This window comes from Streptomyces sp. B93 (assembly GCF_018070565.1).
GTDB lineage: Bacteria > Actinomycetota > Actinomycetes > Streptomycetales > Streptomycetaceae > Streptomyces.
The window spans coordinates 1-8805 of record NZ_JAGPXL010000005.1 but is presented as its reverse complement, the minus strand read 5'-3'; the positions used below and the strand labels follow the sequence as shown (position 1 = coordinate 8805).

Annotated in this window: 7 protein-coding genes and 1 pseudogene; 5 read left to right on the top strand and 3 right to left on the bottom strand. The window is 73.3% G+C overall.

Annotated elements, in window-relative coordinates; genetic code table 11:
* Positions 1-17 precede the first annotated feature (17 nt).
* Complete coding sequence (locus KBY47_RS06470) at positions 18-227, top strand: MbtH family protein (protein WP_210919973.1); 210 nt, start codon at positions 18-20, stop codon at positions 225-227.
* A gap of 88 nt (positions 228-315) precedes the next feature.
* Here KBY47_RS06470 and KBY47_RS06465 read toward each other — a convergent pair whose 3' ends face one another.
* From KBY47_RS06465 to KBY47_RS06455, 3 genes are all read right to left on the bottom strand, one after another.
* Positions 316-1389, bottom strand: coding sequence for an iron-siderophore ABC transporter substrate-binding protein (locus KBY47_RS06465; RefSeq protein ID WP_210919972.1), 1074 nt, complete (start codon positions 1387-1389; stop codon positions 316-318).
* 61 nt (positions 1390-1450) lie between these two features.
* Positions 1451-3217 carry an ABC transporter ATP-binding protein gene (locus KBY47_RS06460; protein ID WP_210919971.1) on the bottom strand — a complete coding sequence of 589 codons (1767 nt, stop codon included), beginning with the start codon at positions 3215-3217 and terminating at the stop codon, positions 1451-1453.
* On the bottom strand, positions 3214-4917 hold the full coding sequence (locus KBY47_RS06455) for an ABC transporter ATP-binding protein (RefSeq protein ID WP_210919970.1): 1704 nt from the start codon (positions 4915-4917) through the stop codon (positions 3214-3216). The genes KBY47_RS06460 and KBY47_RS06455 overlap by 4 nt, the downstream gene beginning before the upstream one ends.
* A 171-nt stretch (positions 4918-5088) precedes the next feature.
* On the opposite strand from KBY47_RS06455, the gene KBY47_RS06450 reads away from it, so the two are divergent.
* The 4 genes and pseudogenes from KBY47_RS06450 to KBY47_RS36335 form a co-directional block, all read left to right on the top strand.
* Positions 5089-6657, top strand: a complete 1569-nt coding sequence (locus KBY47_RS06450) for an amidohydrolase (protein ID WP_210919969.1) — start codon at positions 5089-5091, stop codon at positions 6655-6657.
* A 138-nt stretch (positions 6658-6795) separates the two neighbouring features.
* On the top strand, positions 6796-7266 hold the full coding sequence (locus KBY47_RS37330; RefSeq protein WP_374103057.1) for a winged helix-turn-helix domain-containing protein: 471 nt from the start codon (positions 6796-6798) through the stop codon (positions 7264-7266).
* Between the two features lie 286 nt (positions 7267-7552).
* Positions 7553-8659 (top strand): aliphatic sulfonate ABC transporter substrate-binding protein, encoded by a 1107-nt coding sequence (locus tag KBY47_RS06440; protein WP_210919968.1) that lies wholly within the window; start codon positions 7553-7555, stop codon positions 8657-8659.
* A 36-nt stretch (positions 8660-8695) separates the two neighbouring features.
* Positions 8696-8805, top strand: a pseudogene (locus KBY47_RS36335) (ABC transporter ATP-binding protein); the annotation flags it as partial.

The following is an 8805-nucleotide window of genomic DNA, read 5'->3' as shown; positions in this document are numbered from 1 at the left end:
GCGAGGAGAGGAAGGCCATGACCAATCCGTTCGAGGACCCCGACGGCGTGTTCCTGGTGCTGGTGAACGACGAGGACCAGCACAGCCTGTGGCCGGACTTCGTGGAGGTGCCCGCGGGCTGGCGCACCGTCCACGGGCCCGCGTCCCGGCAGTCCTGTCTGGAGTACGTCGAGACCCACTGGACCGATATGCGGCCGCGCAGCCTCGCGGAGGCGATGGACGGCTGAGCACAGGGGAAGGGGGCCCGGCGGCAGTAGCCGCCGGGCCCCCTGTCCGTGCTCAGGGCGCGGGCCGTGCTCAGGACGCGGGCCGTGCTCAGGACGCGGGCTGTTCCACCTTCGTGTCCGTCTTTCCGTCGACGGCAGCGCTCAGCTGCGGGGCCAGCCGGTCGACCACGTATGGCAGGCTGAGCACGGTGATGAAGGAGCTGGCGTGGCCGTAGTCGGTGCTCTCGGCGACGAACACCTCACGGCCCTCCCTCACCACGCCCAGGTCCTGGTAGGAGGCGTCCTTGTGCAGCTTGTCGGCGTCCTTGGTGACATCGCCGACGAACCACACCAGGGCGTCCTGGTCGAGCAGGTCGGTGCGTTCCTTGCTGATGTTGGCGCCCCACTGGTCGCCGATCGCCTTGTCGAGGTCCTCCGGCAGCGCGAACCCGAGGTCGGCGAGCAGCCGCGAGCGCGGGTCCTGGCTGCCGAAGACGAACATGCCCTCGTACGGCGTGGCCATCAGGGCGGTGGCGCCCTCGAACTCGGGGTGCTCGGCCGCCGCGGCGGCGATCTTGTCCTCGGTCTCCTTGACCGCCCGGGCCGCCTCGTCCGGCTTGCCGAGGGCCTGGCCGACCTTCTCGGTCAGCTCCTGCCAGGGGATGCCGTAGTCGTTGTACTCCTCGGGCTGGGCGACGACGGGCGCGAACTTCGACAGGGAGTCGTACTGCTCCTTGGTGAGCCCGCCGTACAGCGCCAGGATCAGGTCCGGCTTGAGTGCGGCGATCTTCTCCACCTGCGGGCCGGTGCCGGTGTCCTTGAGGACGGTCGGGACGTCCGCGCCGCCCAGCTTGTCCTCCGCCCAGGGGCCGATGGCGCCCGGGTAGCCGCCGAGCCACTCGGTGGTGCCGACCGGGACCTTGCCGAGGGCGAGGACGGCGTCCTGGTCGGTGAGGCCGACGGTGACGATCCGCTCGGGCTCGGACTCGACCGTCGTACTGCCGTACTTGTGGTCGATCGTCACGGGGAACGCCGACTCACCGGAGGCGCTCGCCCGGGAACCGGCGCCCGTGGTGGCGGAGTCGGAGTCGTCTTCGCCACCGCAGGCCGTGGCCGCGGCGAGGAGCAGGAGTGCGGAGGAGAGCGCGGCGGCGAGCCGTGGTGCGCTGCGGGAGCGGAACATCGGTGGTCCTTCGTTTCGGGTTCCTGTGGTGCCGGGTGGTGCGGGGGGTGGCCGTGGGGGGTCAGGGGGTGCGGGTGTCCGACCAGGCGCGCCACAGGGCGGCGTAGGGCCCGTCGGCGGCGCGCAGTTCGTCGTGGGTGCCGGTCTCGACGACACGGCCCGCGTCCATGACGACGACGCGGTCGGCCGTGGCGGCCTGGCTGAGCCGGTGGGCGACGATCAGGGCGGTACGGCCGTCGACGGCGCGGGCGACGGCCTTCTCCAGGGCACGGGCTCCGGCGCTGCCCGCCTCGGCGGTGGCCTCGTCCAGGATCACCACGGGCGGGTCGGCGAGGATCAGCCGGGCGAGGGCGAGGGCCTGGGTGCGTTGCCCGTCGACGCGGTGGCCGCCGTCGCCGACGACCGTGGCGAGGCCGTCGGGCAGCGCCTCGGCCCAGGCGAGGGCGTCGACGCGGTCGAGGGCGGCGCGCAGTTCGTCGTCGGTGGCGTCGGGTCGCGCGAGGCGGAGGTCGTCGGCGAGGGGGCCCGCGAAGACATGGGTCTCCTGGGTGAGGAGGGCGACGGTGCGGGGGGCGAGTTCCGCCGGGGCGGAGCCGCCGATCAGGACGGTGCCGGTGGCCGGGGCGTGGATGCCCGCGACGAGGCGGGCGAGGGTGGTCTTGCCCGCGCCGCTGGCGCCGACGAGGGCGACGCGTTCGCCGGGGCGGACGGTCAGGTCGATGTCGTGCAGCACCGGGTGGCCGGGCCGGTAGGCGTGGCCGACGCCGCGGACGGTGACGCCGGTGCCGTCGGGGGCGGCCCGGCCTGCCGGGGACGGGGGTGTGTCGGCGACGCCGACGAGGCGGGCCAGGCTCGCGGTCGCGGACTGGGCGTCGTCGAGGAGCGCGAGGGCGGCGTTGACCGGGGTGAACAGACTGTGGAAGTACAGGGCGGCGGCGGTGGCCGTGCCGATGGACGCGGCGCCCTGGCGGACCAGCCAGTATCCGGTGACGAGGACGGCGGCGAGGCCGAGGTACTCGGCGATGTGCAGCCGGGCGTAGAAGCCGAGGACGAGCCGGACGCCGCGCATGGTCAGCTCCACCAGCGACCGGGACCGTTCGGTGACCCGCTCGGTGTGCTCCTCCTCCAGGCGGAACGCCCGTACGGTGGCGCCGCCCGCTACGGTGTCGAGGAGTTGCTGCTGCTGCGCGCTGCCCGCGACGCGCTGGGCGGCGTAGAGGGGCACGGCGCGTGCGGTGTACCAGCGGGCGGTGGCGGCCTGGACGGGCACCGCGAGCAGCGCGGCGAGCAGGAACCGCCAGTCGAGCAGGGCCATCGCGCCGAGGGTGAGGACGATGGTGAGGACCGAACGGACCAGCTCGGGCAGGGCGTTGCGGACGGCCTCGGCGATCAGGGAGACGTCGGCGGTGACGCGGGCGGTCAGGTCCCCTGCTCCCGCCTTCTCGACCTGGTCGAGGGGCAGGCGCAGGGCCCGGTCGACGAACCGCTCCCGCAACCGGGCCAGGGTGGTCTCGCCGAGCTGGGAGACGAGGGACAGTCCCCATCCGGTGGTGAGGCCCTGGGCCACGGCGACGGCGAGCAGCAGGGCCGCGACCGTGGTGACGACGTCGGCGGTGCCGCCGTCCGCGACCTCGTCGACGATCCGGCCGAGCAGTGGCTGGGTCAGCAGGCCCACGGCGGTGGCGGCGACCATGACGGTGACGGCGCTGAGCCCGAGGCGCCGCTGCGGGCGCAGGAGTTCGGCGACGGCGGCGCGGGTGCGGGCGGGGGTGGCGACGGGCAGCAGGGTGGGCCCGGTGGCCGTAGGGGTGGCCGAGGAGGTGGTCATGTGAGCACCGCCGTCCGGTAGCCGGCGTGGTCGTGGACCAGGCGGTGGTGGTCGCCGGTGGCGGCGACGGTGCCGCCGGTGAGGAGGACGACGCGGTCGGTGTGGGCGAGCAGGGCGGGGCTGTTGGTGACCAGGACGGTGGTGCGTCCGGCGCGGACGGTCCTGATCCCGGCGGCGATACGGGCCTCGGTCACGGCGTCCACGGCGGTGGCCGGTTCGTGGACGACGAGGACGGGCGGGTCGGCGGCCAGGGCGCGGGCGAGGGCGACGCGTTGCCGCTGCCCGCCGGAGAGGGCGCGGCCCGCGGAGCCGACGGGGGTGGCGGTGCCGTCGGGCAGGGTGCGGGCGACCTCGTCGGCGTGGGCGGCGGCGAGGGCGGCGGGCACGTCCGCGGTGGCGGGGGCCGCGGCGGTGACGTTCTCCAGCAGGGTGCCCTCGAACAGCTCGGCGTCGTGGTCGGCGACGAGGATCGTGGCGCGTACGTCCGTCAGGGGCAGCGCGGGCAGGGCGGTCCCGTCGAGTTCCACGGCGCCGTGGTCGGGGTCGGCGCGGCGGGCGAGGCAGTGCAGCAGGGCGGTGGCGTCGGCGGGGTCGGTGGTGACGACGCCGAGCAGTTCGCCGGGCGCGATGTCGAGGTCGACGCCGCTCAGGGTGCCGTAGGACAGGGCGCGCAGTCGCAGCCGCCCCGTGAACTCGCCGCGCGAGCGAGGGCCTTGGGGCGGTCCGGCAGGTACGGCGACCTCGGCGTCGAGGACGGCGGCGATCCGGGCGGCGGAGGCGCGGCCCTGGGCGAGTTCGGCGTTGACCCAGGAGAACTCGGAGAGCGGGCCGATGAGGAAGAGGGCGAGGCCGACGGAGGAGACGAGTTCGCCGAGGCTGATGTCGCCGCGGGTGGCGAGCCGTCCGCCGACGAGGGCGACCAGGGCGAGGAAGGCACCGGTGAGGAGGGTGACGACGCCCTTCTGCCAGGCTTCGGCGCGGGCGGCGCGCAGGGTGGCGGTGAGGGAGTCCTGGCTGATGTGCCGGTAGCGGGCGACGGCGGCGGTCTCGGCGCCGATGCCTTTGAGGACGCGCAGTCCGGAGACGAGGTCGGCGGCGATGCCGGAGGCGTGTCCGGCGCGTTCCTGTTCGGTGGCGCTGCGCCGTTCCAGGGGTTTGCCGAGGAGGTGGCCGAGCCACAGCAGCAGCGGGGTGCCGAGCAGGACGAGCAGGCCGAGCGGCAGGGAGACGCGTAACAGGACGACGGCGCCGACGAGCAGGCCCGCGGTGGCGGAGACGGCGACGACGACGGCCATGGCGACGGCGCCGACGCGGCGGGCGTCCTCGGTGGCGATGGTGGCGAGTTCGCCGGGCAGGTGGCCGTCCCGCGCGCCGCCCTCGGGGGCGAGGACGCGGCCGGTGAGCCGCGTGCGCAGCTGGTGGGCGGCGCTGAGGGAGGCGCGTTCACCGGCGCGGGCGCCGATGCGGAAGCCGTAGGAGAGGCCGACGTAGACAACGGCGAGGGCGCCGAGCCAGAACAGCAGGGCGGGGAGGTCGCCGCCCGCCACACCGCGGTCGACGGCGACGCCGATGACCACGGGCACGAGGGCCTCGCCCGTCTGGTGGGCCATGCCGGTGACGGCGCCGACCGTGATGTCACGGCGTTGTCCGCCGATCGTCCGCCGCAGGACGTGCCGTCCCGACGGGTCCGCTCTTCTCACGCATCCCTCCGGACGGGGAGTCACAGCGCACCAACACCGCACCCACAGACTTAGGTTAGGCTAACTACATTCGCCGACGCGGGCCAGACCCCGTACGGCACAAGGCTTCTGAATCCTCGTCAGCTCAGGACGGGGGCCGCCACCCGCCCGCAGGACCGGAAGGATCTGGCCGTGCTCGGTACCAGGATCACCAACGCCCGGATCCTCACCATGGACCCGGCCCGCCCGACCGCCCGGGAACTGGGCATCTGGCAGGGCCGGATCGTCGGCCTGGACGAGGAGATCGCGGGACTGTCCGCCCGGCACACCGTCGACCTCGACGGCGCCGTGGTGCTGCCCGGCTTCGTCGACCCCCATGTGCACCTGACCTGGACGGGACTCAAGGCCGCCGCGCCGAGCGTGGCACCCTGCCGCCGGGCCGACGACGTCCTGCGCGTGGTGGCACAGGCGGTCGCCGACAGCCCCGAGGGCGCCTGGCTCGACTTCGGCGGCTACGACCAGCGCACCCTCGACCGCCCCCTGACGGCGGCCGACCTCGACACGGTGAGCGCCGGGCGCAGGGTGTACCTGGGCCACCTCTCCGGCCACGCCTGCCTGGTCAACTCGGCCGTCCTGCGCGGCCTTCCGCCCCAGGAGGGCATCCGCCCCGACGGCTTCCTCGCCGAGGGCGCCATGGGCGCGGCGCTGCGCACCCGGCCGCCGCACTCCCTCGCCGAACTCGCCGGCGCGATCGGGCGGGCCGCCCTGACCTGCCGGGCGGAGGGCGTCACGGCCTGCGCGGAGGCGGGTGTCGGCGGCAGGCTGTTCGGGCGCACCCCGGTGGAGGCCGCCGCCTACCAGCTCGCCCACGAGAGCGGACGGCTCCCGCTCCGCGTCCGCCTGATGGTGGCCGCCGACGCCCTGCACCCCGTGACCGCCGCCCCCGAGGACACCACCGGCCGCGCCCTCGACCTGGGCCTGCGTACGGGCTTCGGCGGCGGCAGGCTCTCCCTCGGCGCCCTGAAGGTCTTCACCGACGGCGGGATGATGGCGCGTACGGCGGCCCTGACGGCCCCCTACCGGGACGGCTCGGGCACCTCCGGCGAGCTCCAGGACAGCCCCGAGGCGTTGGCGGAGACCATCGTCGCCGGGCACCTCGCGGGCTGGCAGCTGGCGGTGCACGCCATCGGCGACCGGGCCGTGGACGTCGCCCTCGACGCCCTGGAGGCGGCCCAGCGGCTGGCACCCCGCCCCACCGCCCGGCACCGCGTCGAACACGCGGGCCTGGTCCGCCCCGACCAGCTCCCCCGGCTGGCCGCCCTCGGTGTCACCGTCGTCGTCCAGCCGAGCTTCCTGCGCCACTACGGCGACGACTACGCCACGGTACTGGGCGCCGACCGCGCCGACTGGCTCTACGGCGGCCGGTCCTTCCTCGACCACGGCATCCCCCTGGCCGGCAGCTCCGACCGCCCGGTCGCCGACGGCGCCCCGCTGCGCGCCGTCCAGTTCATGGTGGAGCGCACGTCCCTGTCGGGCCGGTCCATCGGCCCCGCCGAGGCCCTCACCGTCGAACAGGCCCTGCGCGCCTACACCCTCGACGCCGCCCGCGCCTGCCACTGGGAGACGGAGACCGGCAGCCTGACCCCCGGCAAGCGGGCCGACCTGGTGGTCCTGGCCGACGATCCGCGCCGGGTGGACCCGTCGAAGATCGGCGACATCGAGGTGCTGCGCACGTACGTGGACGGCGACGACCGGCTCTGACACGGCGGCCGACTCCTCACACGCCCCTTTTCCCATTTTTCCTACCGAGTTACTAGGAAAGCCCTTGACGGTGCCTCATGGCGCCGCGCACGATGATGGACATGTCCCCCAACCAGCAGCGACTCGTTCGTCGTCGGCATGTCGACTTCTGTCACGTCGTCAGCGCCGCCTGCTGTCGCGCCTGACGCGCCACACCCGAAGGCCCGACACCACCTCCGAGGGACGACAACCGCCATGACCACCGCACATCCGCACCACACACCACCGCACCCACTCTTCGCGGACTCCCCAGGCCCCCTGGGGGACGACGCCGTACGCGTCGACCCCGCATGCCATGTCGCCGAAGTGAACGGTCACCAACTCGGCCTGACCTACCTGGAGTTCGAGCTTCTGACGCACCTCGTACGCCACCCCCACCAGGTGCACTCGCGCGACCGGCTGATGGCCGCCGTCTGGGGCTACGACCACATCGGCGACGGCCGCACCGTGGATGTGCACATCGCCCGGCTCCGCCAGAAGCTGGGCAGGGAGCACCGGCACCGGATCATCACGGTGCGGCGCGTGGGCTACAAGTACGTACCCACCTCGGCACCCACCTCGTCCCACTGACCGGAACACTCACGTCCACCATGTGAACACCCTCTTGGGGTGCGGGCCACCTTCTGCCACGATCCCTAGCAACCAGGTAGGAAAACTAGGGATACGGGGGGGGTGGCCATGGGCACGTTCAACCGCGTCGACCGGTCGCTGCCCCTGCTGACCTCGCGTCGCCACATCGACTACGGCCGTACCGCCACCGCCCTCTGTCGCGCGGCCTGAGCCTCTCGCGCCCACCGCGCCGCTCCGGCGCCTCCCTGACCACTCCTTCCCTGAAGTTCCCTGAGAGGACACCCACGTGTCTGCCGCACGACCGCGCGCCACCCTGCGCACCCTCGCCGCCATAGCCGCCCTCCCCCTCCTGCTGACCGCCTGCGGCTACGGTGCCGAGTCCACCGACGACGACCAGCGGGCCGAGGTCGCGGTGAACGCCGAGAAGCTCTCCGCCGACGAGGTGAAGATCGGCTACTTCCCCAACCTCACCCACGCCACCGCGCTGGTCGGCGTCCAGGAGGGCCTGCTCCAGAAGGAACTCGGCGGCACCGAGATCAAGACCTCGACGTTCAACGCCGGTCCCTCCGAGATCGAGGCGCTCAACGCCGGGTCCATCGACATCGGCTGGATCGGCCCCTCCCCCGCGATCAACGGCTACACCAAGTCCGGCGGCACGAACCTGCGCATCGTCTCCGGCTCGGCCTCGGGCGGGGTCAAGCTCGTCGTGAACCCGGACAGGATCAAGACCGTGGACGACCTCAAGGGCAAGAAGATCGCCACCCCGCAGCACGGCAACACGCAGGACGTGGCGTTCCTCAACTGGATCGCCGAGCAGGGCTGGAAGGTCGACGCGGAGAGCGGCAAGGGCGATGTGTCGGTGGTCCGCTCCGACAACAAGGTCACCCCCGACGCCTACAGGGCGGGATCGCTGGACGGCGCCTGGGTGCCCGAGCCGACGGCCTCCAAGCTGGTCTCCGAAGGTGCGAAGGTACTCCTCGACGAGGCCGACCTGTGGCCCGACAAGAAGTTCGTGATCACCAACATCATCGTGTCGCAGAGCTTCCTGAAGGAACACCCGGACGTCGTCGAGGCCGTGCTGCGCGGCTCCGTTGAGACCAACGAGTGGATCAACGCCAACCCCGAGGAGGCGAAGGCCTCCGCCAACGCGGCGCTGGAGAAGCTGTCGGGCAAGGCGTTGCCCGCCGAGGTCATCGATCCGGCGTGGGAGTCGATCACCTTCCTCGACGACCCGCTGGCCGCCACCCTCGACGCCCAGGCCGACCACGCCGTCAAGGCCGGACTGCTGGAGCAGCCCGACCTGACCGGCATCTACGACCTCGCCCCGCTCAACAAGGTCCTCAAGGCCGAGGGCAAGGGCGAGGCCGACGACGCCGGGCTCGGCGCCAAGTAGCCCTTACCGCCACTCAGATCCCAGGAGGTGACGACCATGGCAACCGCCCTCGCCAAGGCCGCCGACACGGACACGTCCGTGGAACACGCCGCGCGCATCACCCACGTCTCCAAGACCTTCCCCGGCCCCTCGGGGGCGCAGCCCGT

Coding starts and splice junctions, on each gene's coding strand:
- KBY47_RS06460 (WP_210919971.1), bottom strand. CDS start 3,217: ATGACCACCTCCTCGGCCACCCCTACGGCCACCGGGCCCACCCTGCTG.
- KBY47_RS37330 (WP_374103057.1), top strand. CDS start 6,796: ATGTCGACTTCTGTCACGTCGTCAGCGCCGCCTGCTGTCGCGCCTGAC.
- KBY47_RS06470 (WP_210919973.1), top strand. CDS start 18: ATGACCAATCCGTTCGAGGACCCCGACGGCGTGTTCCTGGTGCTGGTG.
- KBY47_RS06465 (WP_210919972.1), bottom strand. CDS start 1,389: ATGTTCCGCTCCCGCAGCGCACCACGGCTCGCCGCCGCGCTCTCCTCC.